This window comes from Nocardioides sp. P5_E3 (genome assembly GCF_054049275.1).
On the sequence record NZ_JBFUMR010000040.1, the window covers coordinates 13,861 to 39,157 of the forward strand.

29 protein-coding genes are annotated in these 25,297 nt (G+C 72.4%); 9 read left to right on the forward strand and 20 right to left on the reverse strand.

Features of this window, described 5'->3' with window-relative positions:
• Positions 1–15 precede the first annotated feature (15 nt).
• The 8 genes from ACXJKB_RS20430 to ACXJKB_RS20465 all read right to left on the reverse strand — a co-directional run bounded on the left by ACXJKB_RS20430 (position 16) and on the right by ACXJKB_RS20465 (position 7,972).
• Positions 16–1,671 (reverse strand): uroporphyrinogen-III synthase, encoded by a 1,656-nt coding sequence (locus ACXJKB_RS20430; RefSeq protein ID WP_457191657.1) that lies wholly within the window; start codon positions 1,669–1,671, stop codon positions 16–18.
• Entirely contained in the window at positions 1,668–2,615 is a 948-nt protein-coding gene (gene hemC / locus ACXJKB_RS20435; RefSeq protein ID WP_457191659.1) for a hydroxymethylbilane synthase, read from the reverse strand. Before hemC ends, ACXJKB_RS20430 begins: the two co-directional genes overlap by 4 nt.
• Positions 2,612–3,898: a glutamyl-tRNA reductase gene (locus tag ACXJKB_RS20440; protein ID WP_457191661.1), complete on the reverse strand. Its 1,287-nt coding sequence runs from the start codon at positions 3,896–3,898 to the stop codon at positions 2,612–2,614. Before ACXJKB_RS20440 ends, hemC begins: the two co-directional genes overlap by 4 nt.
• Positions 3,895–4,569: a redox-sensing transcriptional repressor Rex gene (locus ACXJKB_RS20445; RefSeq protein ID WP_457191663.1), complete on the reverse strand. Its 675-nt coding sequence runs from the start codon at positions 4,567–4,569 to the stop codon at positions 3,895–3,897. Before ACXJKB_RS20445 ends, ACXJKB_RS20440 begins: the two co-directional genes overlap by 4 nt.
• A 187-nt stretch (positions 4,570–4,756) precedes the next feature.
• Positions 4,757–5,104, reverse strand: coding sequence for a hypothetical protein (locus tag ACXJKB_RS20450; RefSeq protein ID WP_457191665.1), 348 nt, complete (start codon positions 5,102–5,104; stop codon positions 4,757–4,759).
• Between the two features lie 48 nt (positions 5,105–5,152).
• Complete coding sequence (locus ACXJKB_RS20455; protein ID WP_457191667.1) at positions 5,153–6,121, reverse strand: MsnO8 family LLM class oxidoreductase; 969 nt, start codon at positions 6,119–6,121, stop codon at positions 5,153–5,155.
• Between the two features lie 52 nt (positions 6,122–6,173).
• A complete protein-coding gene (locus ACXJKB_RS20460; RefSeq protein ID WP_457191669.1) occupies positions 6,174–6,413 on the reverse strand; it encodes a glutaredoxin family protein in 240 nt (79 codons plus the stop codon).
• Positions 6,410–7,972 carry a class I adenylate-forming enzyme family protein gene (locus tag ACXJKB_RS20465; protein ID WP_457191671.1) on the reverse strand — a complete coding sequence of 521 codons (1,563 nt, stop codon included), beginning with the start codon at positions 7,970–7,972 and terminating at the stop codon, positions 6,410–6,412. Before ACXJKB_RS20465 ends, ACXJKB_RS20460 begins: the two co-directional genes overlap by 4 nt.
• 54 nt (positions 7,973–8,026) lie before the next feature.
• On the opposite strand from ACXJKB_RS20465, the gene ACXJKB_RS20470 reads away from it, so the two are divergent.
• From ACXJKB_RS20470 to ACXJKB_RS20480, 3 genes are all read left to right on the forward strand, one after another.
• Positions 8,027–8,914, forward strand: coding sequence for an HAD family hydrolase (locus ACXJKB_RS20470; RefSeq protein WP_457191673.1), 888 nt, complete (start codon positions 8,027–8,029; stop codon positions 8,912–8,914).
• A gap of 85 nt (positions 8,915–8,999) precedes the next feature.
• Complete coding sequence (locus ACXJKB_RS20475) at positions 9,000–9,788, forward strand: sigma-70 family RNA polymerase sigma factor (RefSeq protein ID WP_457191675.1); 789 nt, start codon at positions 9,000–9,002, stop codon at positions 9,786–9,788.
• Between the two features lie 79 nt (positions 9,789–9,867).
• On the forward strand, positions 9,868–11,145 hold the full coding sequence (locus ACXJKB_RS20480; protein WP_457191677.1) for a DUF5667 domain-containing protein: 1,278 nt from the start codon (positions 9,868–9,870) through the stop codon (positions 11,143–11,145).
• Positions 11,146–11,170: 25 nt separating this feature from the next.
• On the opposite strand, the gene ACXJKB_RS20485 is transcribed toward ACXJKB_RS20480, so the two are convergent.
• The 5 genes from ACXJKB_RS20485 to ACXJKB_RS20505 all read right to left on the reverse strand — a co-directional run bounded on the left by ACXJKB_RS20485 (position 11,171) and on the right by ACXJKB_RS20505 (position 15,157).
• Complete coding sequence (locus ACXJKB_RS20485) at positions 11,171–12,415, reverse strand: lysophospholipid acyltransferase family protein (RefSeq protein WP_457191679.1); 1,245 nt, start codon at positions 12,413–12,415, stop codon at positions 11,171–11,173.
• Entirely contained in the window at positions 12,408–13,385 is a 978-nt protein-coding gene (locus ACXJKB_RS20490; RefSeq protein ID WP_457191681.1) for an SDR family oxidoreductase, read from the reverse strand. The genes ACXJKB_RS20485 and ACXJKB_RS20490 overlap by 8 nt, the downstream gene beginning before the upstream one ends.
• A 12-nt stretch (positions 13,386–13,397) precedes the next feature.
• Positions 13,398–13,499, reverse strand: a complete 102-nt coding sequence (locus ACXJKB_RS20495) for a 30S ribosomal protein bS22 (protein WP_008356322.1) — start codon at positions 13,497–13,499, stop codon at positions 13,398–13,400.
• Between the two features lie 119 nt (positions 13,500–13,618).
• On the reverse strand, positions 13,619–13,825 hold the full coding sequence (locus ACXJKB_RS20500) for a helix-turn-helix domain-containing protein (protein ID WP_457191683.1): 207 nt from the start codon (positions 13,823–13,825) through the stop codon (positions 13,619–13,621).
• 150 nt (positions 13,826–13,975) lie between these two features.
• The gene (locus ACXJKB_RS20505) at positions 13,976–15,157 is read right to left on the reverse strand and encodes an acetoin utilization protein AcuC (RefSeq protein WP_457191685.1); all 1,182 of its coding nucleotides are present in this window, start codon (positions 15,155–15,157) and stop codon (positions 13,976–13,978) included.
• Between the two features lie 114 nt (positions 15,158–15,271).
• On the opposite strand from ACXJKB_RS20505, the gene ACXJKB_RS20510 reads away from it, so the two are divergent.
• Together ACXJKB_RS20510 and ACXJKB_RS20515 are read left to right on the forward strand one after the other, a co-directional pair.
• A complete protein-coding gene (locus tag ACXJKB_RS20510) occupies positions 15,272–15,751 on the forward strand; it encodes a hypothetical protein (protein WP_457191687.1) in 480 nt (159 codons plus the stop codon).
• Between the two features lie 10 nt (positions 15,752–15,761).
• On the forward strand, positions 15,762–16,430 hold the full coding sequence (locus ACXJKB_RS20515; protein WP_457191689.1) for a TetR family transcriptional regulator: 669 nt from the start codon (positions 15,762–15,764) through the stop codon (positions 16,428–16,430).
• 99 nt (positions 16,431–16,529) lie between these two features.
• Here ACXJKB_RS20515 and proC read toward each other — a convergent pair whose 3' ends face one another.
• Both proC and ACXJKB_RS20525 read right to left on the reverse strand, forming a co-directional pair.
• The gene (gene proC, locus ACXJKB_RS20520) at positions 16,530–17,330 is read right to left on the reverse strand and encodes a pyrroline-5-carboxylate reductase (protein WP_457191691.1); all 801 of its coding nucleotides are present in this window, start codon (positions 17,328–17,330) and stop codon (positions 16,530–16,532) included.
• A 125-nt stretch (positions 17,331–17,455) separates the two neighbouring features.
• A complete protein-coding gene (locus ACXJKB_RS20525; RefSeq protein ID WP_457191693.1) occupies positions 17,456–18,391 on the reverse strand; it encodes a proline dehydrogenase family protein in 936 nt (311 codons plus the stop codon).
• A gap of 83 nt (positions 18,392–18,474) precedes the next feature.
• On the opposite strand from ACXJKB_RS20525, the gene ACXJKB_RS20530 reads away from it, so the two are divergent.
• Positions 18,475–18,885, forward strand: a complete 411-nt coding sequence (locus ACXJKB_RS20530; protein WP_457191695.1) for a hypothetical protein — start codon at positions 18,475–18,477, stop codon at positions 18,883–18,885.
• A gap of 110 nt (positions 18,886–18,995) precedes the next feature.
• Here ACXJKB_RS20530 and ACXJKB_RS20535 read toward each other — a convergent pair whose 3' ends face one another.
• From ACXJKB_RS20535 to ACXJKB_RS20555, 5 genes are all read right to left on the reverse strand, one after another.
• A complete protein-coding gene (locus tag ACXJKB_RS20535) occupies positions 18,996–19,733 on the reverse strand; it encodes an ABC transporter permease (protein ID WP_457191697.1) in 738 nt (245 codons plus the stop codon).
• Positions 19,730–20,449, reverse strand: coding sequence for an ABC transporter ATP-binding protein (locus ACXJKB_RS20540; RefSeq protein ID WP_457191699.1), 720 nt, complete (start codon positions 20,447–20,449; stop codon positions 19,730–19,732). Before ACXJKB_RS20540 ends, ACXJKB_RS20535 begins: the two co-directional genes overlap by 4 nt.
• Positions 20,450–20,562: 113 nt before the next feature.
• Positions 20,563–21,180: a TetR/AcrR family transcriptional regulator gene (locus tag ACXJKB_RS20545; RefSeq protein ID WP_457191701.1), complete on the reverse strand. Its 618-nt coding sequence runs from the start codon at positions 21,178–21,180 to the stop codon at positions 20,563–20,565.
• Positions 21,177–21,983, reverse strand: a complete 807-nt coding sequence (locus ACXJKB_RS20550) for a sugar phosphate isomerase/epimerase family protein (RefSeq protein WP_457191703.1) — start codon at positions 21,981–21,983, stop codon at positions 21,177–21,179. Before ACXJKB_RS20550 ends, ACXJKB_RS20545 begins: the two co-directional genes overlap by 4 nt.
• Positions 21,984–21,985: 2 nt before the next feature.
• Entirely contained in the window at positions 21,986–22,930 is a 945-nt protein-coding gene (locus tag ACXJKB_RS20555) for a Ppx/GppA phosphatase family protein (RefSeq protein ID WP_457191705.1), read from the reverse strand.
• Positions 22,931–22,975: 45 nt separating this feature from the next.
• Between ACXJKB_RS20555 and ACXJKB_RS20560 the strand changes: the two genes are divergently transcribed.
• From ACXJKB_RS20560 to ACXJKB_RS20570, 3 genes are all read left to right on the forward strand, one after another.
• Positions 22,976–23,758, forward strand: a complete 783-nt coding sequence (locus ACXJKB_RS20560; protein ID WP_457191707.1) for a hypothetical protein — start codon at positions 22,976–22,978, stop codon at positions 23,756–23,758.
• Between the two features lie 67 nt (positions 23,759–23,825).
• Entirely contained in the window at positions 23,826–25,022 is a 1,197-nt protein-coding gene (locus tag ACXJKB_RS20565; RefSeq protein WP_457191709.1) for an inositol-3-phosphate synthase, read from the forward strand.
• The coding region (locus ACXJKB_RS20570) for a UbiA family prenyltransferase (protein ID WP_457191711.1) at positions 25,019–25,297 on the forward strand (279 nt) is incomplete at its 3' end. The genes ACXJKB_RS20565 and ACXJKB_RS20570, both read left to right, overlap by 4 nt.

Genomic DNA, 25,297 nt, shown 5'->3' on the forward strand with positions numbered 1-25,297 from the left:
AGCGGCGGGTGCGAGCTACTTGGCGCGGGCCTTGCGGCGACCCGACGCGGTGCGCTCGCTCGGGCGCGTGACCGGCTCGCCGGCCTCGAGCATCGAGAGGCGTCGTGCCGCGCCGAAGTCGGCGAGGGCGTCGACGAGGACCTCGACGTCCGGCGTCGGGGCCAGCACGTCGACCCGCAGGCCGTGCTCCTCGGCGGTCTTGGCCGTCTGCGGGCCGATCACCGCGATGATCGTCGACGGGTGCGGCTTGCCGGCGATGCCGACGAGGTTGCGGACCGTCGAGGACGAGGTGAAGACGACCGCGTCGAACTTGCCGGTCTTGATGGCGTCGCGGACCGGCGCCGGCGGCGGGGTGGCCCGCACCGTGCGGTAGGCGGTGACGTCGTCGCACTCCCAGCCGAGGTCGACCAGGCCGGCGACGAGGTTCTCCGTCGCGATGTCGGCGCGGGGCAGGAAGACCCGGTTGATCGGGTCGAGCACCTCGTCGTAGGGCGGCCACTCCTCGAGCAGGCCGGCGGCGGACTGGTCGCCGGACGGGACGAGATCGGCGCGCAGGCCCCAGTCGGCGATCGCCTGGGCGGTCTTGTCGCCCACCGCGGCGATCTTCAGGCCCGAGAACGCGCGGGCGTCGAGGCCGTACTCCTCGAACTTCTCGCGCACGGCCTTGACCGCGTTGACCGAGGTGAAGGCGATCCACTCGTAGCGGCCCTCGACGAGGCCGCGGACGGCCTTGTCCATCTGGAGCGGGTTGCGCGGCGGCTCGACCGAGATGGTCGGCACCTCCTCGGGCACGGCGCCGTACTCGCGCAGGCGACGCGACAGCGAGCCGGCCTGTTCCTTGGTGCGGGGCACCAGCGCACGCCAGCCGAACAGCGGCTTGGTCTCGAACCACGACAGCGTCTGGCGCAGGTCGACGACGTCACCGATGACGGTGATCGCCGGCGGCGCCATGCGCGCGGCGCGGGCGTCGGCCGCGATGTCGGACAGCGTGGAGACGAGCGTGTGCTGCTCGGTCGTCGTGCCGACGCGGGTCATCGCGACGGGCGTCTCGGGCGAGCGGCCGGCCTCGATCAGCGCGGCCGAGGTCTCGCCGATGCTGCCGACGCCGGAGAGCAGGACCAGCGTGCGGTCGTCGGCGTAGGCGCTCCAGTCGACCTTGTCACCGCAGGTGACGACGGCCATCTCCTTGTGGCGCTTGGTGGTCAGCGGGATGCCGGCGTAGGCCGGGACCGCGCTGACCGAGGAAACACCGGGGACGACGTCGAAGCCGACTCCGGCCTTGACACAGGCCTGCGCCTCCTCGGGTCCGGAGGCGTAGAGGAACGGGTCGCCGGTCATCAGCCGGACGACGCGCTGCTTCTTGCCGTGGCGCACGACGACCTTGGCGCGGGCCGCGTGGGTCAGGGGCTGGCCGTCCTCGCCGAAGCCGCCGTCGACGATCTCCGGGCCGCCCACGAGGCCGTCGGGGCCCTCGACGAGGCCGAGGACCTGGCGGACCAGCTCGATGTGCTCGGGCGCCTCGGTCACGATCACCTCGGCACCCTGGAGGAGCTCCACGGCTCGCACCGTCAGCAGGCCCGGGTCACCGGGTCCACTGCCGACGAACGACACCCAGCCATGGGCGGGGGTGGTGGGCGCGGTGCTGGCCTGCGGGGTCTGTACTCGCGTCATGCGTGCTGATTCCTCACTGGTGGTGCTTCCATCAGGTCTGCTGCTCCCTCGTCGAGCATGTCGCTCGCGAGGCGTGTTCCGATCCGTTCGGCCTCGGCGACGGGGCCGGTGGTGCTCATCCGCACCGACAGGCCGCCGTCCTCGGAGAGGACCACGGCGCGCAGCCACAGCTCCTCCCCGTCCTCCCCCTCGACGACCTCGGCCAGGGCACCCAGCGGGGCCGAGCAGCCGGCCTCGAGGGTGGACAGGACCGCGCGCTCGGCCGTGACCGCGGCGCGGGTGGCGGGGTCGTCGAGCCGGGCCAGCGCCGCCACCAGCTCGGTGTCGCCTGAGCGGCACTCGATGGCGAGGGCGCCCTGGCCGGGCGCCGGCAGCATCTGGAGGGGGTCGAGGACCTCGGTGACCTCGTCGAGGCGACCGAGGCGGGCCAGTCCGGCGCGGGCCAGGACGATCGCGTCGACCTCGCCGCTGCGGACCTTGCCGATCCGGGTGTCGACGTTGCCGCGGATGCCGTGGAGCTCCAGGCCGAGGCCCAGGGCTGCGAGCTGGCTGACCCGACGCGGGGAGCCCGTGCCGAGCCGACTGCCCACGGGCAGCTCGCCGAGCGTGAGGCCGTCGCGCGCCACGATCACGTCGCGCGGGTCCTCGCGCACCGGGACGGCGGCCAGCGCGATGCCGTCGGCGGGCGTGGTCGGCAGGTCCTTGAGCGAGTGGACGGCGAAGTCGACGTGGCCGTCGAGGAGCGCGTCGCGCAGGGCGCTGACGAAGACCCCCGTGCCGCCCATCTGGGCGAGCGGGGCGGCGCTGCGGTCGCCCTCGGTCGAGACCTCGACGAGCTCGACCTCGCGGCCGAGGTGCGCCTCGACCAGCCCGGCCACGAGCCCGGACTGGGTGGTGGCCAGGGCGGAGGCGCGGGTGCCGAGGCGGAGCGGACGGGTGGTCATGGCTGACCCTCCGCTCGGGAGATGGCGTCGACCGCGTCGGGGTCGAGCCGGAAGAGCTCGGCCAGCGCGGCGGTGTAGGAGACGGCGGGCTCGGCGTCGGCCAGCTCCTTGACCCGGACGGTCGGCTCGTGGAGGAGCTTGTCGGCGACCCGGCGCACGGTGTGGAGGACCTCGGCACGGGTGGCGTCGTCGAGGCCCGGCAGGCGCGCCGACAGCCGCTCCATCTCGGCGTCGACCACCGAGGTGGCCATCGAGCGCAGGGCGACGACGGTCGGCGTCACGCTCGCCTGGCGTCGTACGGCCAGGAAGGCGCTGATCTCCTGCCCGACGATGGTGCGTACGTCGTCGACGCCCGCGGTGGCCTCGAGGCCGCGCAGCTCGTCGGCGAGGCCGGCGAGGTTGATCAGCTCGACGCCCGGCAGGTCGGCCAGCGACGGGTCGACGTCGTGCGGCAGCGCGAGGTCGATCACGGTCAGCGGCCGGTCGCTGCTGCCGCGCGCGGTGACCACGTCGGCGAGGCGGACCAGCGGCTCGGGGGCCCCGGTGCAGGAGATGACGATGTCGGCCGTGGCGAGCTCGTCGGTGAGCGACTCCAGCGGCAACGAGGTGGCGGCGTACTCCTCGGCGAGCCGCTCGGCGCGGGCGGCCGTGCGGTTGAGCACCGAGATGCTGGTGGCACCGCTCCGCGACAGGTGGGCGACCGCGAGGGAGGCCATCGCGCCGGCGCCGATCACGAGCGCCGTCGCGCCGGCGACGGGCACCGGGCTGCGCTCGAGGGCGGCGGTGACCAGGGACGGCGCCGCGCGGTCGATGTCGGTCTCGGCGTGCGCCCGCTTGCCGACGCGCAGCGCCTGCTGGAAGAGGGTGTTGAGCGCCGGGCCGACGGTGCCGTGCTCCTGGCCGACGCGGAGCGCCTCGCGGGTCTGGCCGAGGATCTGGCCCTCGCCCACCACCATCGAGTCGAGCCCGGCGGCCACCTGGAAGAGGTGGGAGACGGCGCCCTCGTCGTAGTGGACGTAGAGGTGCGGCAGCAGCGCCTCGGTGGACTGCTCGGCGCGCGCGACGAGGAGACCGGACAGGTCCTCCACGCTGCCGTGGAAGCGGTCGACCTCGGCGTAGACCTCGAGGCGGTTGCAGGTCACGATCGCCGTCGCCTCGGAGACGTGCTCACCACCCATCACGTCCTGGATGAGCTTGGTGGCGCTCTCACCGTCGAGCGCGAGCTTCTCGAGCAGCTCGACGGGAGCGGACTTGTGGGAGATGCCGACGACCAGGACGCTCACGACACGACCTCCGATCCGGGAGCGATCGACTTGCGCTGCTCGTGGTAGGCGAGGATCTGCAGCTCGATGGAGAGGTCCACCTTCCGTACGTCGACGCCCGCCGGCACCGTCAGGACGGTCGGGGCGAAGTTGAGGATGCTGGTGATGCCGGCGGCGACCATGCGGTCGGCGACGGACTGGGCGGCCACGGCCGGCGTCGCGATCACGCCGATGGACACGGCGTCCTCGGAGACGATCGACTCGAGGTCCTCGAAGGAGCGGACGTCGAGCCCGGCGACCACCTCGTCGTGGCGGTCGGGGTCGGCGTCGAGGAGCGCGACGACACGGAACCCGCGGCTGCGGAAACCGGAGTAGTTGGCGAGCGCGTGACCGAGGTTTCCGATGCCGACGATGACGACCGGCCAGTCCTGCGTCACGCCGATCTCGCGGGCGATCTGGTAGCGGAGGTACTCCACGTCGTAGCCCACGCCGCGGGTGCCGTAGCTGCCGAGGTAGGACAGGTCCTTGCGGAGCTTGGCGCTGTTGACGCCCGCCGACGCGGCGAGCTCCTCGCTGGAGCACGTCGTGGTGCCGTCGTCCGCCAGGCCGGTCAGGGCACGGAGGTACACGGGAAGCCTGGCGACAGTCGCCTCGGGAATGTCCCGGGCAGAGTCGGGGGTCCGTGCGGTCACAGCTGCTTCTTTCCAGTCCGGCGAACCTCGCCTGACCCGGCCACTGTAGGAGTTTGTGAACGGGAGAACAAAACGACGGAATGGGCGGCTAGCACATGTGAGAAGACCCACCCGAAGCGGGGGTCTCTCGACTTGCGTGAAGGGTGCTGGAGGGCCTAACGGAGGGCCCGTCCCGATGGGTGCGTGCTCAGGAACCGGGGCGGTGCTGGAGCTCGACGACACCTCGTGCGGTGACGGTTCGCGGAGCCCGGCGCGTGAGTCCCGTCTCCAGCTCCTCCTCGAGGACCCAGCCGACCTCGATCGCCCACCGGGTCGGTGAGTCGCACACCTCGCCCGTGGACGGGCCGATGGGTGCCTCCGAGGGACTGAACCGCATGCCGAGGCGATCCGGCTCGCCCGGCCAGTGGAAGGTCACGAGGATGTCGCCGTCGTCGAGGGTCGCCTGCATCGGAACCGCTCGGTCGCCGACGACGACGTGCCGCACCCGCTCCTGCACCTCCGCGAGCAGTGGGTCGGCGTCCCACGAACCTGGCATGCCACGAGTGTCGCATCGAAGGCCCGCCGAGCCGCTCAGCGCAGCACCTCAGCGCAGCAGCTCGGCCAGCATCCGGTCCGAGGCGTGCAGCGCGTCGCGGTCGGGGGTGGAGCTGCTCGCCAGCAGCTCGTCGGCGCCAGTGGCCTCCACCAGCGCGTCGAGGCGGCGCCGTACGGTCGCGGGGCTGCCTGCCACGGCCCGGTCGAGCGAGGCCTCCACCCGCCGGCGTACCTGGCTGGGCCAGGACTCCTCCCGGATCGCCTCGATGCCCTCGAGCGGCGGGAACTCGCCGGTCTGACGTGAGCGTGCCATCGCCCACGCCTCCGGCAGGGCGAGCTCGCGGCCGGTCGCGTCGTCGTCGGCGACGAGCACGTCCAGGGATACCGTCACCCGCGGCTCGCTGCCGCGGTGCGGTCGGAACCCGTGCCGGTAGCGCGACAACGCGTCGGCCAGCTCGGGGGACTCGAGGACGGGGCCACCCACGACCACGGGCAGGCCAAGCCGGGCAGCGATGTCCAGCCCGCGCCCGGTGGCGAGCACGTGCATCGGCACCGGCCTGCAGGTGGAGGGACGAGCCGTGACCTCGGCAGTGCCCTCGAGGTAGCCGCGCAGCTCCTGGAGGTCGTCCTCGAACGTGTCGCCGTCCTCGTGGTCGCGCCGGAGGGCGCGGCGCACCGGCGGCGTGAAGCCGAGGGACCGGCCGAGCCCGAGGTCGACGCGACCGGGGTGGAGGGCGTCGAGGACGAGGAACTGCTCGGCGACCACCAGCGGCTGGTGCAGCGGCAGCATCACCCCGCCCGACCCGATCCGGATGTGGTGCGTACGTGCGCCGATCGCGGCGAGGAGCACCGCCGGTGTCCCGGACGCGATGCCCGGTACGGCGTGGTGCTCGGCGACCCAGAACCGGTCGTAGCCGACCTGCTCGGCGTGCACCGCCCGGGCGACCGTCGCCTCGAGGGCCTCGGCGTCGGGCATGCCGACGCGGGTGCGGGAGCGGTCGAGCAGGGATGCCTTCACCTGTCCCCCAACGCCGTACGGACCGACCGTCTTCCCGGCCCCGGACGCCGACTCAGCCCAGGGCCGCGCGCAGCCGGTTCTCGTCGACGCGCCAGAAGTCGTGCTGCTTGCCGTCGACGAAGGTCACCGGGACGTCCTCGCCGAAGCGGTCCGCCAGGTCGTCGTCGGTGGTGATGTCGACCTCCTCGAAGGACTCCCCCAGGTCGGCGCAGACGCGCTCGACTACTACGCGGGCGTCGTCGCACAGGTGGCAGCCCGGGCGGCTGTAGAACGTGATCCGCGAGGTGCTCATTCGAGGAGTCCTTGGACCCGACGGCGCTCGAGGCCGCGCAACCGGCCCTTCTGCACCTTGCCGGTCGCGGTGACCGGGAGCTCGTCGACGACCTCGATGCGGGTCGGCTGCTTGAAGCGCGCGAGCCGGACGACCGCGTGCGCACGGACCGCCTCCTCGAGGTGGGTGCGGGCCTTGTCGACGCCGCCGACCGGGACGACGTACGCCACCACGGCCTCGCCGGTCACCTCGTCGGGCGCCCCCACGACGGCGGCATCAGCAACCCCGTCGACCTCGCGGATCACGTCCTCGACCTCGGTCGGGTAGACGTTGAAGCCGCTGACGATCACGAGCTCCTTGATCCGGTCGACGAGGAAGAGGTCACCGCTCGCGTCGAGGAAGGCGACGTCGCCGGTGCCGTACCAGCCGTCGTCGTCGGGGCCGTCGGACCCGTCGGGCCAGTAGCCGCTGAAGAGGTTGTCGCCGCGCACCTGGATCTCGCCGGGATCCTCCCCCTCGACCTGGCCCCAGGTCTCGTCGACCAGCCGCAGCTCGATGCCGGGCAGCGCCGCGCCGACCGAGCCCGCCCGGGGCTCGCGGCTGCACAGCGTGCTCGTCACCACCGGCGACGCCTCGGTGAGCCCGTAGCCCTGGTGCACAGGGATCCCGGTGATCGAGGTGAACTCCTCGATCACCGAGCCCTCCAGCGGCGCCGACCCGGACAGCACGAGCCGGACCGGCCCGAGCCGCTCGCGCAGGTGCTCGTCGGGCAGCCAGTGGGCGAAGACGGGCGGCGCGATCGGCACGACGCTGCAGGCCTCGTCGTCGATGAGGTCGAGCACCGCCTGGGGCTCGAAGCGCTCCACGAGCAGCAGCCGCGCCCGGTGGCGCAGCACCCCGCCGAGCACGGCGTTGAGGCCGTAGACGTGGAAGAGCGGCAGCACCCCGAGCACCACGTCGTCGCCGTGCATCATCGGCGGCTCGACGGCCGCCACCTGCTCGATGTTGGCCAGCAGCGCCCGGTGGCTGAGCATCGCCGCGCGGGGCAGACCCGAGGTGCCGCTGGTGTAGAGGAGCGCGGCGAGCTTCTCGGGGTCGGGCAGCGGCGGGACCGGGCGTACGACGTCCGCGCGGAGGTCGTCGAGGGCGATCTCCCCCTCGCCCGGCGGGGTGCCGGTGACGACGACGGCCGGGCGGGCGACGTCGGCGTCGAGCTCGGCCAGCGCAGCGTGTACGGCGTCGAGAGCGGTCTCGTCCCCGACCACCATCCGGCTGCCGGAGTCGGCGATCATCCGGGCGAGCTCGCCGGGGGTCGACCGGGGGTTGACCGGCACGGCGACGACCTGGGCCCGGAGCACGCCGAGGTAGGAGGTGACGAACTCGATGCGGTTGCCGACGGCGATCATCACGCGCTGGCCGGCGCGGATGCCGTGGGCCCCGAGACCGGTCGCGAGGCGGGCGACCTCGTCCTCGAGGCCGGCCCAGGTGAGCGTGCGCCCGCCGCTCTCGACGAGGGCCTGCCGATCCGGCGCGTCGTCGGCAGCCTCGGCCACCAGCTCGGAGATGTCGTGGCGCGGCATGCGGGGATCCTTCCACAGCCCGGCGCCGGCGGCGCCCGCCGCTACGCTGGCCGGGTGACCCCGTCCGAGCGGCCCCGGCGCCTCAACCTGCAGCAGCGCTCGGCCCTCGCGGGCGAGGCCGCGGCGGCGTCGGCGGAGGTCGAGAACGCCCTCGTCTGGCCGAGCGACCCGACCGCGGCCGCCTTCTTCGACGTCGACAACACCGTCATGCAGGGCGCCAGCATCTTCCACTTCGCGCGCGGGCTGTACCGCCGCAAGTTCTTCACCACGAAGGAGATCGCCTCCGCCGCGTGGAAGCAGGCCTACTTCCGGATCGCCGGCGTCGAGGACCCCGAGCACGTGACCGACGCGCGCAACTCCGCGCTTGCGTTCATCGCCGGGCACACCACCACCGAGCTCGAGGAGCTCGGCGAGGAGATCTTCGACGAGGCGATGGCCCACCGGGTGTGGCCCGGCACCCGCGCCCTGGCCCAGATCCACCTCGACGAGGGTCAGCGGGTGTGGCTGGTGACGGCGGCGCCGATCGAGATCGCGACGATCATCGCCCGCCGGCTCGGCCTCACCGGCGCCATGGGCACGGTGGCCGAGCACGTCGACGGCGTCTACACCGGCCAGCTCGTGGGCGACCTGCTCCACGGCCCCGCCAAGGCGGAGGCGATCAAGGCGCTCGCGGCCCGCGAGGGACTCGACCTCGCCCGCTGCTCGGCGTACTCCGACTCCAGCAACGACCTGCCGATGCTCTCCCTCGTCGGAGACCCGTGCGCCATCAACCCCGACGCCCGGCTGCGGGCGCACGCCCGCGCCCACGGCTGGCGCATCCACGACTACCGCACCGGCCGCAAGGCGGCACGGGTCGGCTTCCTCGGCGCCGCGGTCGCCGGCGCGGTGACGGGCGCCGTCGCCGCCGGTGTGAGCCTGCGCGGGCGAGACCGCTCCGCCTGACCTGTAACTGAAAGTTACTCACGGGTTCACAAGACCGGGACCGGCCCCTATCGTGGATGATGCTGCAACCGGGAGGGGACACCGCATGCGGTCGACGAACGACATCGATCGTGCCTTCGAGCACGGCATGGACGCGCTCCGGCGCGCCGTCCTCGCTGCCCTGTCCCCCCAGCTGTCCCCCGCCCTCCAGCCCGCGGGCCACGTGCTGCTCTCCGAGACGGCCACGCCCGGCGCGTCCGTCGGCGGCCCCGACGGGCACTCCGGCTCCGGTCCCGTCGGTGACGAGGACCGCGCGACGTCGTCCGAGGTCGACGGGGCCGAGCGCGAGCGGCTGATCGCGCTCGTGGAGCTCGCCCGCGCCGGCGACAAGGAGGCGTTCGGCCTCCTCTACGACCACTACCAGGCCTCGGTCTACCGCTTCCTCTACTACCGCACGCGCTCGCAGACGCTCGCCGAGGACCTCACCTCGGAGACGTTTTTCCGGGCGCTGCGCAGCATGAACAGCTTCCGGTGGCAGGGCAAGGACTTCGGCGCCTGGCTGATGACGATCGCGCGCAACCTCACGATGGACCACTTCAAGGCCGGTCGCACCCGCCTCGAGATGACCACCGAGGACATGACCCCGCACGACGACACCACCGAGGGGCCCGAGGACACGGTCATCGCCGGCCTCACCAACGAGGTGCTGCTCACGGCGCTCACCGAGCTGCCGGTCGAGCAGCGCGAGTGCCTCATCATGCGGTTCCTGCAGGGCCTCTCGATCGCGGAGACGGCTCGTGCCCTCGACCGCTCCGACGGCGCGGTGAAGCAGCTCCAGCTCCGCGGCGTGCGCAATCTCGCCAAGCTGCTGCCGGAGGGGTTGAGAGACGCGTGACACATCCCGTAACCCCTGCCCGGTCTGGCTCGTTCGCCCCAGTGGGAGGACCCGCCAGCTGTGAGACAGGACGACCGCGATGACAGCGCCCTTCTCGGCACGACGACGTGCCGACGAGTTCGAGGCAGTCCTATCCCGCGACCCCACGACCGCGTCCTCCGGGACTGACACCCAGCGCTACGCCGACCTGCTCGAGGTCGTCGCCGACCTGCGGGCGGTGCCGCCCGCGACCGCACGGCCCGAGTTCGTGGCGTCGTTGCGCGAGCGCCTGATGGCCGAGGCCGACACCGCCCTCGTGCGGCAGCCGCCCGCCCCGTCACGACTGGCGATGCCCGCCTCGTCCCGCACCCGCCAGCGCCGCATCGGCGCCCTCCTCGGCGGTGTCGCCCTCGTGGGCTCGGCGGCCACCATGGCCGTCGCGGCGCAGACCGCGCTGCCCGGCGAGTCCCTCTACGGCGTGAAGCGCGGGATCGAGTCCGCCCAGGTACGCCTCGCCCCCGACGACGCCGCCCGCGGTCGCACCCTGCTGGCCCAGGCCGGCACCCGGCTCACCGAGCTCGAGGAGCTGGCCGCCGGCGACGCAGGTCGCGACGAGCTCGTGCCCGAGACCCTCGACACCTTCACCCGTCAGTCGAGCGACGGCGTGGGCAGCCTGCTCGCGTCGTACGAGGCCACGGGCAGCGAGGGCGACGCCCAGGTCGCGCGCGACTTCACCGCCACCAGCATGGACCGCCTCGAGCGGCTCCAGGGCGAGCTGCCGGAGAGCGCCCGCGACGACCTGCTGGCCGCCGGAAGGACGCTCGCCGACCTCGATCTCGAGGTGAGCAACGTCTGCCTGACCTGCACCGGCGGCATCACCACGACGCCCGAGTTCCTGCTGACCAGCGCCCCGCAGGTCGGCCTGCTCAGCGGGCTCGACACCGACCAGCTGACGCTGGAGGGGGCGCCGATCTCAGGGCAGGACCTGACCGGCATCCAGGTCCCCGAGGCCCTCGACCCGCAACAGGTCGTGCCGACCGCGCAGCCGTCCACCACCCCCGGTCCCGGACCGGGCTCCGTGGTGCCCGACCCGACCAAGCCCGACCCGACCAAGCCCGACCCGACCAGGCCGGTCAAGGACATCACCAAGAACCTCACCGACACGGTGACCAACACGACCGACACCGTCACCGACGGCCTCACCGACACCACCGGCAGCCTGACGAGCCAGCTCGACGACGTCACCGGCGGTGCGCTCGGCGGCCTCACGTCGGGCGCCGACGACGCGACCGGCGGTCTCATCGGCGAGGTGACCGGCACGCTCGACGGCATCACCGGCGGCTCGCTCGGCAACGCGACCGGCGGGCTCCTGCCCTAGCCACTGCGCCCGATGACGTCGGCAGTCAGCCGAAGGCGTTGCCGCGCTCGCGCAGCAGGTCGAACAGCGTGTGCTGGATGGTCTCGCGCACCTGGTCGGTGACGTTGAAGACCAGCATCGGGTCCTCGGCCTCGCCGGGCTCGTAGGCATCGGTGCGGATCGGCTCGCCGAACTCGAGGATCCACTTCGAGGGCAGCGGCACCATGCCGAGCGGACCGAGCCACGGGAAGAACGGCGTGATCGGGATGTAGGGCACCCCGAGCAGCCGCGCCAGCGACGGGACGTTGCCGACGAGCGGGTAGATCTCCTCGGCGCCCACCAGGGAGAGCGGGATGATGGGTACGCCGGTGCGCAGGGCGGCCGAGACGAACCCGCCGCGCCCGAAGCGCTGCAGCTTGTAGCGCTCGCTGAACGGCTTGCCGATGCCCTTGAACCCCTCCGGCCAGACACCGACGAGCTCGCCTCCCGACAGCATCCGCTCGGCGTCCTCGGTGCAGGCCAGGGTGGCGCCGCCCTTGCGCGCGAGCGAGCTGACCAGGGGCAGCTTGAAGACCAGGTCGGCGCCGAGCGGGCGCAGGAAGCGGCCGGCGTGGTCGTGCACCGTCAGCATCGTCATCAGGCCGTCGAGCGGCACGGTGCCGGAGTGGTTGGAGACCACGAGGGCGCCACCCTCGGCGGGGATGTTCTCCAGCCCGCGGACCTCGAGGCGGAACCACTTCTCCGCGATCGGTCGCAGCGCGGCCATGAAGAACCGCTCGGTCAGCTCGCGGTCGAAGCCGTAGTCGTCGACGTCGTAGTCGCCCTCGAGGCGTCGGCGGACGAACGCCATCAGCTCGGCGAGGCGGCGCTCCCAGTCGGCGCCGAAGATCTCCTGCGCCGCGTCCTGGGCGGCCGCCAGCCACTCCCCGACCGGGATGCCGGTGCTGGGCGACGGCTGCTCCGGGTCGTCGGCGGTGGTCGGTTCCGCGTCGGCCGGCGGCGGCACGACCTTCTCCTCGGACGAACCGGCGCGGGCCTTCTTCTTCCCCGTCTTCTTCTCCGCGGCCGGAGTAGCCGGCTTGGTGGCCGTCTTGGCGGCCGTCTTGGTGGCCGTCTTGGCGGACGGCTCGCTGGATGGCTTGGTGGACGCGGCCTTGCGGGCCGTCGGGGCCAGGTTGCGCGCGGCCGAGGACGGTCGGGCGCTGCCGGAACCGCGGCCCGGTCGGCCGCCGGTGCCGATCGGGATGACGACGGCGTGGTCGCCGTCGCGGCGGCGGGCTTCCTCAGGCACGGCCGGCCCCCTCCCTGACGGCGGGCGCGATGGACTGGCAGAAGTCGGCGAACGCCTCGGCCGTGGTGAACTGCGGCTCGAAGCCGAGCACGGTGCGCATCCGGGTGGTGTCCACGCCTCGACCGTAGGTCAGGAACCCCAGCTGCTCGGGCGAGAAGTCCGAGACGCGGGCCTGGCGCATGGTCGCGCCGAGCCGACCGACCGCGAAGCGCGGCAGGGAGACCGACGGCGTGCCGAGGCGTCGTACGGCCTGGCTCAGCGTCATCACCCCGTCGCCGGCGACGTTGAAGGTGCCGGGCACCCCGGTGGTCGCGGCGTGGCACAGCACCCGCATCAGGTCGTCCTCGTGGAGGAGCTGGAGCCTCGGGTCGAAGCCGAGCACCCGGGGGATCACCGGGAGCCGGAAGTAGTTGGTCAGCGGGCTCGAGACGTGAGGTCCGACCACGTTGGCCGCCCGGATCATCGTGACATCGACGTCGGGGCGGCGGCGGGCGAACCCGCGGACGTAGCCCTCGATCTCGTAGACGTCCTTGGCGTAGCCCGAGGAGGGCAGGCGCTTGGGGCCCATGTCCTCGGTGAACATCGCGGGGTCACGAGGACCGGAGCCGTAGACGGTGGTCGTCGACTTCACGACCAGACGCTCGACGGTCGCCGACTTCTGGCACGCAGCGAGCAGCTGCATGGAGCCGATGACGTTGAGCTCCTTCATCGTCCCGCGACCACCGGCGGAGCCGGGGGTCGCGATCACGCTCATGTGGACGACGGTGTCGACGTCCTCCTTCGCGATGACCTTCGCGATGACCGGGTTGCGGATGTCGGCGCGGACGAAGGAGACGTCGCCGATGTCACCGCGCGGCGGGACCGCGTCCACGCCGATGACTCGATCGATGGACGGGTCGCCGGTCGCGGCGCGCGCGAATCGTCGTCCGATGTCCCGGGAGATCCCGGTGACCAGCACGACCCGCCCCATGGTCGAGGGGTGTTACTTGCCGAGCTTGCGGCGCTGCACGCGCGTCTTCTTGAGCAGCTTGCGGTGCTTCTTCTTGGCCATGCGCTTGCGCCGCTTCTTGATGACAGAACCCACGAATCAGACCTTTCCTTGCGACCGACGTTCGTCGGTCGGACCCGCACCACCCTACTGGCCGGGTGCGGGCAGCGCGGAATCGAGTCGGACCAGTGGATCCCTGCCGGGGACGAGCGCCGTCAGCCGGCGTTGTAGAAGCTCTTGCGGAGGTACTCGTTGACGTCGTCCTCGCGGACCCGGAAGGAGCGGCCGACGCGGACGGCAGGCAGCTCACCGCCGTGCACGAGCCGGTAGACGGTCATCTTCGAGACGCGCATCCTGGCCGCGACCTCGGCGATGGTCAGGAACTGCGCCTCGGACATGTCGCTCGGGGTGTTCTCAGCCATGGGTGTGCACCGATCCTTCTGCGCGGCGACGGCGCCGGCTTCCGAACCGGCGTCACAGGCGTGCCGCTCTCGCTGACAATAGGGCTCGCGTGACGCGTGGGGAAGAGTAATGCCAGAGAAACTTGTGGGACTGCGGCGTGTCGGCTTGCCTCAGGGCAACGGGTCCAGGCCGTGGAGGGGAAAGACCTCCGTGCGCGTGGCGTTGATGGCGCGGTCCAGCCAGGTCTCCGGGTCGTAGCCGCCCGACCAGTCGCGGTAGGCCGGCGTGCGTCCGTCGGTCATCCGGTGCGGTGCGGTGGCACCGAGCACCTCCTCGACGTACGCCCGCCACGCCGGAGGCGTCGCCTGCTCGGGATCGATCGGGGTGCCCGCCACGATGGCCAGCAGGTGCGTCCAGGCGCGCGGCACGACGTCGACGACGGAGTAGCCGCCGCCGCCGGTGACGACCCACCGCCCGTCGGCGACCTCGTGGGCGAGCTCGTGGAGGGCGAGGTAGGCCGCCCGCTGGCCGTCGACGCTGAGCATCATGTGGGCGAGGGGGTCGTTCATGTGGGAGTCGCAGCCGTGCTGCGTGACCAGCACCTGCGGGGAGAACTCACGCAGGATCGGGGGCACGACGGCGTGGAACGCGCGCAGCCAGCCGGCGTCGGCGGTGCCGGGCGGCAGCGCGACGTTGACCGCCGTGCCCTCGGCGCCGGGGCCGCCGGTGTCGCTCGGGAAGCCGGTGCCGGGGAAGAGCATCTGCCCGGTCTCGTGCAGGGAGATGGTGAGGACCCGCGGGTCGTCCCAGAAGACCTTCTCGACGCCGTCGCCGTGGTGGACGTCGATGTCGACGTAGGCGACCCGCTCGGCACCGTCGGCGAGCAGCTGCGTGATGCCGACTGCGACGTCGTTGTAGATGCAGAAGCCGCTGGCCTTGTCGGGCATCGCGTGGTGCAGGCCGCCGGCGATGTTGACGGAGTGGAGCGACTCCCCGCTCCAGACCTGGCGGAACGCCTCCAACGTGGCACCGACGACGTGGGCACTGGCGACGTGCATGTCGGCGAAGACCGGATCGTCCTCCGTGCCGAGGCCGCGGGCGGCGTCCTCGAAGCCGGGCGTCGCGCCGGCCCGGGTGACCGCGTCGATGAGGCCCTGGTCGTGCACGGTCGCGATCTGCTCGTCGGTGGCCACCGGGGCGTCGACGCGCTTGATCCCCTCGAGCACCCCGAGCTCGTCGGCCAGGCGCATCGTCAGGTCGACGCGCACCGGCGACATCGGGTGGGTGGGCCCGAAGTTGTACTCACAGAGAGTCTGGTCGAAGACGACGGACGCTGGCCCAGCACACTCCATGTGGCGGACGTTACTCCGGCCCACGGCCCCGACCGCCCATGGGACTGTCTTGAACGTGTTCAATTCTTCTGCCACTCTTGGTCCACGATGCTCGACCCAGCCGACGGGCCCGCTGTGCCCGCACCCTTCCGGCCCCGACTCATGTGGCTGCTGACCGGGCCGCTCATCGGTGCGGTGGCCGGCGCCGTCGTCGCGTTCGCGATCCTGCTGCCCGCCTTCCTGCTCGACGGGTCGCGACCGCCCGGACCGTTCGCGGCACTGGCAAGCGTCGGGTCTGCCCTGCTGGCGAGCCTCGCCTTCGGCGGCCTCTGCGGCGCCGCTGTCGGCTTCCTGGCCGGCCTGCCCCTCATCGTCCTGGTGGGCCGGCACCTGCCTCGCCGGGTGGCGCGGCGACGAGCCTTCGTCCTCGGTGTCCTGCTGTCGCCCGTAGCGATGACGGCTGTCTTCTGGATGTTGTCCGGGGAGCTCCTCCTGGACACCGCGTTCCGAGACACCGACGCGGGAGAGCTGCTGCCGGTCCTGGCTGCGTCGTTGCTCGGCGGTTCGCTGGCGGCCTGGGTGGCGCCGGCAGGACTGCCCCGACCCCCGTCCTAGGGTGGCGAGCGTGGGGCAGAAGCGGACGGCGAAGGCGGAGCAGACCCGAGCAGGCATCGTCGACGCGGCGATGACGCTGTTCAGGGCCGGAGGCTACGACGCCACGACGATGCGGGCCATCGCGGACGAGGCCGGTGTCTCGTTGGGCAGCGCCTACTACTACTTCTCCGGCAAGGAGGCGCTCGTCCAGGCCTTCTACGACCAGCTCCAGGCCGAGCACGCAGTCGCGGCCGAGACGGCGTACGAGCAGACGGGCTTCGCCGACCGGCTCCGGGGCGTGATGGAGTCCTTCCTGGACGTGGCCGAGCCGTTCCACGACTTCGGCGGCCAGTTCTTCCGCAACGCCGCCGACCCGCGCTCGCCGCTCTCGCCCTTCTCCGAGGAGTCGATGCCGGCCCGCGGGGCCAGCACGACCCTCTTCCGCCGGGCGGTCGACGGGTCCGACCTCAAGGTCGCGCCGGCGCTGCGCGAGGAGCTCCCCGACCTGCTGTGGCTGCTCCACATGGGTGTCGTCCTCTTCTGGGTGTACGACGACAGCGAGGGGCAGCGGCGCACGCGCACGCTGGTGGCGGGCGTCGTGCCCCTCGTCGACCGGTCGGTGCGCCTGACGCGGCTGCCGCTCGTCCGCGGCCTCGTCGACGACGCGCTCGGTCTGGTCCGCCAGCTGCGGGGAGCCTGAGGCGCCCGGCCAGGAGGGCACGCCGGTCCTCGCGATCTCGGTCGTCTGCTGCGCGCGCAGGCTGGGCGAGCCTCAGCTCCGGTGGGCACCGGGAGGTTGTCAGGAGCCTTCGGCCAGCTCGCGAGAACGGTTGCGGGCGGCCTCCATCGCGGCGAGGAAGGCCGCACGCACGCGGTGCACCTCCAGCTCGCGCAATGCCGAGGCGGTCGTTCCGCCCGGCGAGGTGACCTGCTCGCGCAGCACGACGGGGTGGGTGCCGGTCTCGCGGAGCATCGCGGCCGACCCGACGAGCGTCTGCACCACCAGGTCGGTGGCCGTGGCACGCGGCAGGCCGAGGTGCACGCCCGCCTCGATCATCGACTCCACGACGAAGAAGATGTAGGCAGGCCCGGACCCGGAGATCGCGGTGACGGCGTCCATCTGCTTCTCCGGGATGCGCAGCACCTTGCCCGTGGAGGCCATCAGCGACTCGGCCTCCGTCAGGTGCGACTCGTCGCAGTGCGAGCCGGGCGCGATGGCGGCCATCCCCTCGTCGACGAGCGCCGGGGTGTTGGGCATGACCCGGACGACCGCGACGCCGTCGGGCACGCGCGACTCGATGAACGACGTCGTGATGCCGGCGGCGAGCGACACGAGCAGCTGGCCGGCGCGCAGGTCGGGGGCGATCTCGTCGAGCACGTCGCCCATGTCCTGCGGCTTGACGACCAGCGCGACGGTGTCGGCCTTGGCAGCGGCCTGGCGGTTGGAGACGACGGCCACGCCGTAGCGCTCCTCGAGCTCACGCGCCCGCTCGGCGCGCTTCTCACCGACCATCAGCTGGTCGACGCGGCGCCCGGCGCGCACCAGTCCGGACAGCAGGGTCTCGCCCATGACGCCGGCGCCGATGATCGCAGTGCTCATGGCGCCAATCTACTGCGGGCTGTCGATCGATTTCGACGCGCACGTCGCGGTCTCGTCCCTCGACCGCGGTGCTTGCTCAATCTGGACCACGACGCGCCCGCTCCTACGTCGCGGACGCTGTGGTCTCATTTCTTGGAGACCAGGGAGCGGACGAAGAACCCGAGGTTCTGCGGCTTCTCGGCCAGCCGGCGCATGAGGTAGCCGTACCACTCGGTGCCGTAGGGGATGTAGACGCGCACGGTCTCGCCGGCGGCCGCGAGGCGCTTCTGCTCCTCGGGGCGGATGCCGTAGAGCATCTGGAACTCGTAGGTGCCGGGCCGCCGGCCGAAGCGACTGGCGAGCGACGAGGCGATCTGCACCATGCGCGGGTCGTGGGTGGCGATCATCGGGTAGCCCTGGCCGCTCAGCAGCACCTTGAGGCAGCGGACGTAGGACTTGTCGACGTCGATGCGGTCCTGGAAGGCGACCTTCTCGGGCTCCATGTAGGCGCCCTTGCACAGCCGCACCCGGGAGCCCTCGTAGGCCAGGGCGCGGCAGTCGGCCTCCGTGCGGCGCAGCATCGCCTGCAGCACGGCGCCGGTCTCGGGGAAGTCCTTGCGGAGCTCGCGCAGGATCGAGAGCGTCGAGTCGGTGGTGGTGTGGTCCTCCATGTCGAGGGTCACCGTGGTGCCGGCGTTGCGGGCGGCGCGGCAGATGTCGCGGGTGTTCTCCAGGGCGACCTTGTGGCCGCTGTCGGGGAGGAACTGGCCGATCGCGCTGAGCTTGACCGAGACCTCCGCGTGCGGCGCGAGGCCCTTGGCCGCGAGGTCGGCGAGGAGCTCCTTGTAGGCCGCGACCGTGGCGTCGGCCTGGGCGGCGTCGGTGGTGTCCTCGCCGAGGTAGTCGAGCGTCACCCGCAGGCCGTCGTCGACCAGGCCCGACGTCGCCGCCACCGCGTGGCCGGTCGTCTCGCCCGGCACGTAGCTGGTCACGATGGAGCTCGAGACCGGCATCGTCGAGACGAGCTTCTTGACCCCCTGGCTGCGGGCGAGGAGCAGGATCGGCTGGCGGAGCAACGACATGGCGGCAAGGCTACGCCGACCTCCACCGAACCTTCACAGCTCCTCCACCCCTTCGGGGTCGGTGTTCTCCTAGCGTCGTCGGCATGACTTCCACCCTCGCTTCCCCCACCAGCCGGTACGCCCTCGCGCTGGCCGTGGCGGTCGGCACCGTCCTGTTCCTCCTGGTGGGCATCGGGGCCCTCGGCATCGTGGGCGACGGCGACCGCGACTGGCTCTACCTGGCGGCCCCGGCGGTCCTGCTGGTCGTCGCCGTGGCAACCCGGTTCCGACCGGGCGGCATGGTGCTGGCCCTCGGTGCCGCCGCGGCGACCACGGTCGTCGCAGGTGTCGTCGCCGTCGCCCTGGTCGCCGCCGACGACGCGGCCGCGTCGATCGCCGACGTCATCATGCTGACCGTGATGTACGCCGGCCTGTTCGCGGCGGGGGCGTGGCTGTTCAGCCGGGTCCCGGAGCCGCCGGTCGACGCCGTCGCGAGCGACACCAGGCGGGCGTGATGGCAAGGCGGAGGGCCGAAGGCGGGCCGCTAGGTCCGTCGAGCGCCCGACAACGCAGCCAGCGCGCCCGCATGGTGACGCGCAGCAGGTGAGAGACCGGCGGATCCGGGTCAGGGTGTCCGGCGCCTGAGGGTCCCGGCGCCCAGCGCGAGCGCACCCAGCGCGAAGCCGGACACGACCGCCACGTCGCGCCACACCGCTCTCGTGTCGGCCGCACCGACGAGCTCCTGCATGGCGTCGACGGCGTACGACAACGGCAGCACGTTGCTGATCGCCTCGAGCACGGTGGGCATCGCCTCGCGGGGCACGAAGAGCCCGCAGAGCAGGATCTGGGGCAGCACGAAGGCCGGCATGAACTGCACCGCCTGGAACTCGGTCGTCGCGAAGGCGCTCACCAGCAGCCCGAGGGCCGTGCCGAGGACGGCGTCGGCGACGGCCACGACACCGAGCAGCCAGACCGGGCCGGAGACGTCGAGGCCCAGCAGGCCGACGCTGACGGCGACCGCGAGCGTCGACTGCACCGCCGCCAGCAGGCCGAAGGCGATCGCGTAGCCCAGCAGGAAGTCGAGCTTGCCGAGGGGCATCGTGAGCAGCCGCTCGAGGGTGCCGGACGAGCGCTCGCGCAGCGTCGTCACGCTCGTCACCAGGAACATCACGATGAAGGGGAACATCGCGAGCAGGCCCGGCCCGAAGCGGTCGAAGAGGTCGCCGGGCAGGTCGGCGAACATCCACCACAGCAGGGTGATCAGCACGCACGGGACCACCAGCAGCATGGCCAGCGTGCGGTGGTCGCGACGGACCTGCGTGAGGACGCGGCCGGCGACGGCGAGGGTGACGCGCGCGTTCATCTCGCACCACCCGGTCCCTCGACGAGGTGGAGGAACGCCTGCTCGATGTCCGGGGCACCGGTGCTGCGGCGGATCTCGTCGGGCGAGCCGTCGGCGATGATCCGGCCCTCGCGCATCAGCAGGAGCCGGTGGCAGCGCTCGGCCTCGTCCATGACGTGGCTCGAGACCAGCACGGCGGCCCCGCGGTCGGCGATCCGGTGGAACAGGTCCCACAGGTCGCGGCGCAGCACCGGGTCGAGGCCGACCGTCGGCTCGTCGAGCACCAGCAGGTCCGGCGTACCCAGCAGGGCCACGGCCAGGCTGGCCCGGCTGCGCTGGCCGCCGGAGAGCCGGCCCACGACCTGGGTGCGGTGGTCGTCGAGCCCCACCGCGTCGACGGCCTCGTCGACCTGGGCGCGGTCGACCCCGAGCACGCGGGCGAAGAACGCGAGGTTCTCCGCGACTGTGAGGTCGTCGTAGACGCTCGCGGCCTGGGTGACGTAGCCGACGCGGGTCCGCAGCGGCCGGCTCCCCGCCGGCTCCCCCAGCACCTCGACGGTCCCGGACCGCACCTGCTGCGCCCCGACCAGGCAGCGCATCAGCGTCGTCTTGCCGCAGCCGCTCGGCCCGAGCAGGCCGGTGACGCCCGCCGGGACGTCGAGCGAGATGCCTGGCAGCACCTCGCGCTCGCCGCGTACGACGACGAGGTCGCGCACCTCCACGACGTTTTTCATCATGTGTTGAATTGTGCGCCTGGTCCGATGCCCCGTCAAGACCCGACCGAGCGGTGAGGGAGACAGGATTCCGCCGCGCGGAAGATGTCTCACTCACCGCTGGGTGAGTACGGCGGCTAGGGCAGGTCGCCGGTCAGGTAGTGCTGGAGGACCGGGCCGACCCGGGCCACGACGTCGTCGGCCGACATCTCGGCCATCGGCGGGAGCGCCAGGAGGTAGCGGGTGACGATGAGCCCCACGACCTGGCTGGCGACGAGAGGGACGCGCACCTCCGGCCGGTCCACCACGAGCTGCGCGAGCACGGGGCCGACGACGACCGGGATGAAGCCCTCGTTGAGCAGGGTCGCGCCGTCCTCGCTGAGCACCGAGCGGACCACCGCCAGCAGCCGTACCTGGATCTCAGGATCGTCCCATGCCGACAGGAAGGTGCGAAGGAGCCGCTCCCCGGCGCCGTCAGGCCCCAGGGCGACCACGGGAGCCAGGAGCTCGCGGGGGTCGACGGGCATCTCCAGCGCGGCGAGGAAGAGGTCGTCCTTGCTGCCGAAGTAGTGGTGCACGAGCGCGGGGTCGACAGCGGCGGACGCCGCGACGGCGCGGATCGTCGTACCCCGGAAGCCCTTCTCGGCGAACGACGCCCGCGCGGCGGCGAGGACCTCGGCCCGGGTGTCGGGGGCTCCGGGGCGCCGGCCGCGGGACGTGCGCTGACGGGCAGGGGTCGTCGCCGGGGGGCTCATGGCGTGGGTACGGCGAGGTGCGCGCGGGCGAACTCCAGCGACTCCCGCAGGTCGGCCTCGCGCTCGCTCTTGCTGGCGGCCCGCCGGGTGTTGATCTCGAGCACGACGTGGCCGGAGAAGCCCCGACCGGCGAGGTGGCGCAGGAACGCCTCGGCCTTCATCACCCCGCGGCCGGGCACGAGGTGCTCGTCCTTGGCCGAGCCGGTGCCGTCGGTGAGGTGGATGTGGCGCAGGTTGTCGCCCATCCGGTCGGCCATCTCGATGACGTCGCTGCGGGCGATGGCCGCGTGGGACAGGTCGATCGTGGTGTTGGCGTAGCTCTCCGAGCTCGGGTCCCAGCCGGGCAGGTACATCTCCATCCCGCGGCGCGAGGACGCTCGCCACGGATACATGTTCTCCACCGCGAAGGCGATGCCGGTGCGCGCCTCGAGGGACGCGATGCCCTCCACGAAACCGGCGGCGTAGTCCTTCTGCCAACGGAACGGCGGGTGCACCACGACCACGTCGGCCCCGACCGCGTCTGCCATCTCGGCCGAGCGCTCCAGCTTGACCCACGGGTCGGTGCCCCAGACCCGCTGGGTGAAGAGCAGGCAGGGGGCGTGCACGGCGCAGATCGGCACCTGGTGGTGGTCGCTGAGCTTCTTCACCGCGTCGACCTGCTGGCTCAGCGAGTCGATGCCGACCATCACCTCGACCGCGTCGTAGCCCAGCTGCGCCGCCCACCCGAAGGCGTGCGCCGTCGACTCCGGGTAGACCGAGGCGGATGAGAGCCCGATCAGCGGGACGGACGAGGACGTGGCCATCGTCAGCGCACCCTGGTGATGACCGAGATCTGGTCGAGCCGCTCGAGGATCACGCCCTCGCGCAGTGCCCACGGACAGATCTCGAGCTCGGGCAGGTCGAAGATGTCCATGCAGGCCTCGGCGACGAGGGCACCCGCGACGATCTGGTGGGTGCGACTCGGCGAGACGCCGGGCAGGTCGGCGAGGTCGTCGGCGGACATGTCCATCAGCTTGGGGATCCAGCCCGAGAGCGTCTCGAGCTCGAGCGCGCGCGGCACCAGCGGGCCGTCGCCGCTCGGCGCGGCACCACAGATGCGCGCCAGGGAGCGGAAGGTCTTCGAGGTCGCCGCCGCCCGGTCGGGCACCCCGCCGCGCAGCAGGTGGCCGGCGTCACGGGCGATCTCCGCGCGCACCTGCTTGCGCAGCGCGCGTACGTCGTCGTCGGAAGGCCGGCCGCCGCCGAACCAGGTCCGCGCCATCCGCGCGGCGCCCAACGGAAGCGACCAGGCGACGTCGGGGGCCTCGTCGGCGCCGCCGGCGATCTCGAGCGAGCCGCCGCCGATGTCGAAGACCGCGAGCCTTCCGGCCGACCAGCCGAACCAGCGGCGGACGGCCAGGAACGTCAGGCGGGCCTCGTCCTCCCCCGACAGCACCTCGAGCGCCACGCCGCTGTTCTTCTCGACGTGGGCGAGCACCTCGTCGGAGTTGACCGAGTCGCGCACGGCCGAGGTGGCGAAGCCGAGCATCTCCTCGCAGCCCTTGTCCTCGGCGATCTGGGTCGCGGAGGCACAGAAGTCCGTGAGGGCCTTGATGCCCTTCTTGGTGACCGCGCCGTCCTCGTCGAGGTGCTCGGCCAGGCGCAGCGGCTGCTTGTGCGAGGACGCCGGGAGGGGGGCCGCGCCACCGTGTGCGTCGACCACCAGCAGGTGGCCGGTGTTGGATCCGATGTCGAGGACGCCCAGGCGCATGCCTGCCACGCTACTAGGCCGGGGTGGCGCCACTAGGCTCTGTGCGTGCCCGAAGTCGACCTGGTCTTCCCCCGTGCGTTCGTCGAGTTCGCCGACCCCGCTGACGACGCCCAGGTGTTCCGCTGCGACCTGACGTGGTTGACCTCGGCCTACACGTGCATCTTCGGCCAGGGGTGCCAGGGCATCTACGCCGATGCCCCCGACGTCGGCTGCTGCACCCTCGGCGCCCACTTCGCCGACCGGGACGACGAGAAGCGGGTCGCCGCGTTCGTCGGCGAGCTCACCCCCGACGACTGGCAGCTCCACCCGGGTCGGTCGGTGCGCAAGGCGGACTGGATCGAGACCGACGACGACGGCGAGCGCAAGACGCGGGTCGTCGAGGTCGACGGACAGCAGGCGTGCGTCTTCCACAACCGCACCGACTTCACCAACGACACCGGGCACGTCGGAGCCGGCTGCGCCCTTCACGGCCTCGCGCTGCGCCAGGGGCGCAACCCGCTCGAGACCAAGCCCGACGTGTGCTGGCAGCTGCCCATCCGCCGCCAGTTCCGCGAGGTGGAGCGGCAGGACGGCACGTCCTACACCGAGGTCTCGATCGGCGAGTACGACCGCCGCGGCTGGGGTCCGGGCGGCCACGACCTCGACTGGTACTGCTCCGGCAACACCGAGGCGCACGTCGCGCCCGAGCCGGTCTACATCACCCACGAGCCCGAGCTCGTCGAGCTGATGGGCGCCGAGGCGTACGCCGAGCTGGTGCGGCACTGCGAGGCCCACGTGGTTTCGCGATCCGCGCTCGCACTGCACCCCGCGTCACCGCGTCACTTTTGAGCGACGGCCGGACAAAAGTGCTGGACCCGGCGTTGAAAGTGGTTGTGACGTGCATTACCTTCGACAGGTGGCACCCTCCCCCAACCCCCGGACCGAGGATCACGGCCCCGGCGGCACTCTCGGCATCTGGTTCATCGGCGCTCGCGGCTCGCTCGCGACCACCGCGACCATCGGCCTGAGCGCCCTCGCCGCCCACCTGACCGACGAGACCGGCTGCGTCTGCGCCCACCCCGACCTCGACTCGCGCGGCTTGCCGGCGTACGCCGACATCGTCGTGGGCGGCCACGACGTCGACACCCTCCCGCTCGTCAAGCAGGCCGAGCGCCTCGTGGCGGGCGGCGTGGTGCCGGGGATCCTCGCGCACCAGGTCGCCGCCGAGCTCGAGGCGACCGAGGCCCGGCTGCGCCCGGGTGTGCGCCACAGCGACTCCACCGACCAGCGCGCCGACGTGGACCGGCTCGCCGACGACATCCGCGAGTTCGCCGCCGGCGTCGACCGGGTCGTCGTCGTCGACGTGTCGAGCACCGAGCCGCCGCACGACGCCGGCACCGACGCCGCCACCTGGGCCGACCTCGAGGCCGCCTGGTCGGCCGGCCGCGCGCCCCTGTCGCCGAGCTCGGTCTACGCCTGCGCCGCAGTGCTGGCCGGAGCGGCCTATGTCGCCTTCACGCCGAGCCCCGGGATCGACGTCCCCGCCCTGGTCGAGCTCGCCGCCGATCGAGGCCTCCCCTACGCCGGCAGCGACGGCAAGACGGGCGAGACCCTGGTGAAGTCGGCGCTGGCGCCGATGTTCTCCACCCGGTCGCTGGCCGTGCGGTCGTGGACCTCGATCAACCTGCTCGGCGGCGGCGACGGGTCCACCCTGTCCGACCCCGCCGCCCGAGAGAGCAAGACGAGCACCAAGCGCACCGGCCTGGAGTCGATGCTCGGCCACCCGGTGCCCGGCCCGATGCACATCGACTACGTCGAGGACCTCGGAGACTGGAAGACCGCCTGGGACCACGTCCGCTTCGACGGCTTCCTCGGCACCCGGATGACGATGCAGTTCACCTGGGAGGGCTGCGACTCGGCCCTCGCAGCGCCGCTGGTCCTCGACCTCGCGCGCCTCACCTCGCGGGCGGTGGCGGTGGGCGAGACCGGCCCCCTGACCGCCCTCGGCTTCTTCTTCAAGCAGCCGATCGGCTCGCAGGAGCACCGACTCGCGCAGCAGTGGGACGCCCTGCTCGCCTGGTCGACGGACTGCGCCGACCGGGTGACGACGTGAGGGTCGCCGACCTCGTCGAGCTGACCCGGGCACCCGCCGCGTTCTCCATCCCCGGAGACGCGTGGTCCGGCGCCGCGCACGCGGCGACCGCCGGGCGCGGCTGGGCGATGCCGATCGCCTCCACCTGCCTCTACTGGTCCGGGATGGCCTTCAACGACTGGTGCGACCGCCACGTCGACGCCGAGGAGCGGCCCGAGCGCCCGATCCCCTCGGGCCGGGTCAGCCCCGACGCAGCCCTCGCCGTCGCGGCCGGCCTCGGCGCCGCCGGTCTCGGC

What these genes read in the sequence shown, in the direction of transcription:
- ACXJKB_RS20450 (WP_457191665.1), bottom strand. Translation starts at nt 5,104, where the DNA reads ATGCCAGGTTCGTGGGACGCCGACCCACTGCTCGCGGAGGTGCAGGAG.
- ACXJKB_RS20500 (WP_457191683.1), bottom strand. Translation starts at nt 13,825, where the DNA reads ATGGCTGAGAACACCCCGAGCGACATGTCCGAGGCGCAGTTCCTGACC.
- ACXJKB_RS20490 (WP_457191681.1), bottom strand. Translation starts at nt 13,385, where the DNA reads ATGGGGCGGGTCGTGCTGGTCACCGGGATCTCCCGGGACATCGGACGA.
- ACXJKB_RS20550 (WP_457191703.1), bottom strand. Translation starts at nt 21,983, where the DNA reads ATGGCCACGTCCTCGTCCGTCCCGCTGATCGGGCTCTCATCCGCCTCG.
- ACXJKB_RS20475 (WP_457191675.1), top strand. Translation starts at nt 9,000, where the DNA reads ATGCGGTCGACGAACGACATCGATCGTGCCTTCGAGCACGGCATGGAC.
- ACXJKB_RS20530 (WP_457191695.1), top strand. Translation starts at nt 18,475, where the DNA reads ATGACTTCCACCCTCGCTTCCCCCACCAGCCGGTACGCCCTCGCGCTG.
- ACXJKB_RS20480 (WP_457191677.1), top strand. Translation starts at nt 9,868, where the DNA reads ATGACAGCGCCCTTCTCGGCACGACGACGTGCCGACGAGTTCGAGGCA.
- ACXJKB_RS20545 (WP_457191701.1), bottom strand. Translation starts at nt 21,180, where the DNA reads ATGAGCCCCCCGGCGACGACCCCTGCCCGTCAGCGCACGTCCCGCGGC.
- ACXJKB_RS20465 (WP_457191671.1), bottom strand. Translation starts at nt 7,972, where the DNA reads ATGCCGCGCCACGACATCTCCGAGCTGGTGGCCGAGGCTGCCGACGAC.
- ACXJKB_RS20535 (WP_457191697.1), bottom strand. Translation starts at nt 19,733, where the DNA reads ATGAACGCGCGCGTCACCCTCGCCGTCGCCGGCCGCGTCCTCACGCAG.
- ACXJKB_RS20525 (WP_457191693.1), bottom strand. Translation starts at nt 18,391, where the DNA reads ATGTCGTTGCTCCGCCAGCCGATCCTGCTCCTCGCCCGCAGCCAGGGG.
- hemC (WP_457191659.1), bottom strand. Translation starts at nt 2,615, where the DNA reads ATGACCACCCGTCCGCTCCGCCTCGGCACCCGCGCCTCCGCCCTGGCC.
- ACXJKB_RS20555 (WP_457191705.1), bottom strand. Translation starts at nt 22,930, where the DNA reads ATGCGCCTGGGCGTCCTCGACATCGGATCCAACACCGGCCACCTGCTG.
- proC (WP_457191691.1), bottom strand. Translation starts at nt 17,330, where the DNA reads ATGAGCACTGCGATCATCGGCGCCGGCGTCATGGGCGAGACCCTGCTG.
- ACXJKB_RS20460 (WP_457191669.1), bottom strand. Translation starts at nt 6,413, where the DNA reads ATGAGCACCTCGCGGATCACGTTCTACAGCCGCCCGGGCTGCCACCTG.
- ACXJKB_RS20430 (WP_457191657.1), bottom strand. Translation starts at nt 1,671, where the DNA reads ATGACGCGAGTACAGACCCCGCAGGCCAGCACCGCGCCCACCACCCCC.
- ACXJKB_RS20540 (WP_457191699.1), bottom strand. Translation starts at nt 20,449, where the DNA reads ATGATGAAAAACGTCGTGGAGGTGCGCGACCTCGTCGTCGTACGCGGC.
- ACXJKB_RS20505 (WP_457191685.1), bottom strand. Translation starts at nt 15,157, where the DNA reads ATGGAGTGTGCTGGGCCAGCGTCCGTCGTCTTCGACCAGACTCTCTGT.